1 protein-coding gene is annotated in these 1,253 nt (G+C 64.7%); it reads right to left on the bottom strand.

The window, feature by feature from the left end; genetic code table 11:
• Window positions 1-413 precede the first annotated feature (413 nt).
• Complete coding sequence (locus tag ACZ5CR_RS45890) at window positions 414-521, bottom strand: hypothetical protein (protein WP_468869840.1); 108 nt, start codon at window positions 519-521, stop codon at window positions 414-416.
• Window positions 522-1,253 lie beyond the last annotated feature (732 nt).

Raw genomic sequence — 1,253 nt, forward strand, 5'->3', positions numbered from 1 at the left:
GCTTGTTCGGCAAGGTCGCGCCTGCCCTAGTTCACCACGCAATGATCGATCATATGTGCTCGGAATCAGGGACAAAGAAGGCCCCGGACCAGGGGCCGGGCTCCGGACGGGGTTGGATCACCAGCCGAACGCCGACCTGCCCGCGGGTCCGCAGAACAGCAGAACCCCAGGCCGGATGATCATCCGGCCTGGGGTTCAGGAGAGCCCCCTGTCGGATTCGAACCGACGACCTACGCATTACAAGTTGTCCGATCTTGTTCCGGAGCCATCCAGGACGGTCCGCCGAACTCGCGAAAGCCGAGGTCAGCCCGCTCGCTGGACACCTTCGGACGGAGCTGGATCGCTGTGGATGTCGGGCCAACCGAGACCGCAACTGAGCCCACGTGAGCTGCCTTGCGGATCGGAGTCGCGCCTCAGACGAGCCGGTACACCCGGGCACCGCCGCCAGCGCGAGCAATGGCCCCGAGGGCTTCGAGGCGCTTCAACCGGTAGTGCACGGCGGACTTACTCGTCAGCCCCACCTCGGCCCCGATCTCTTCGAGGGTGGGGCACTCCCCCTTTCTCGGCTATCGCCTCTCTGACGCAGCGAAGGATCTGAGTCTGACGCCCAGTGAGACTCACTGTGCGGTCCCATCCGAGCGAACACGATGCCGTAGCTCGGCCCGCTCGGCAGGACTCAGCGGATGCCGCGCCAGAGCCGTCGAGAGAGTGAGCAATCGGCGGCGCAGTGCAGTGCGGCCCGGCTGCTGGGCAAGCTGCGCGTAGGTCGCACCCCACTCCCGCTGCATGCGTACTAGGTCATCGGGAATCGAGGGGTCCATGCACTCGACTAGATCACGCGTTCGATTTTCTGAACAAGGGGCGCCGCACCACACCGGCGTCCTGCGTGCCTTGTGACAGCGAGCGTTGCGCGTGTGCCATCCAAGCTTGGCCGCCGACTCGCCGTGTCTGTCCTAGAGGGGTGAGGTTTGCAACCGCGCTACCCCATACAGGCATGTACGGGGTATGAAGTCCTCGCATCCGCTCCGCCATATCCACGATGCACAGGCACGCCGCCGCGCTGCATGGGATGCTCTGACGCTCCTGGATCAGCGACGGACCAGGTTGCGGCAGAGGACTAGGGCCCGCCGGTGGGGCATGGTCTCGCTCATCGCGGTGGGTGCCCTTGTCTTATCCGTCGGTCTGCCGTGGCTGGTATGGCAAGGGCCCTACGTGTTTGACGACAAGTACCTGGACGATGGCGAACTAGAGAA

It is taken from the genome of Streptomyces sp. NPDC031274, assembly GCF_055570235.1.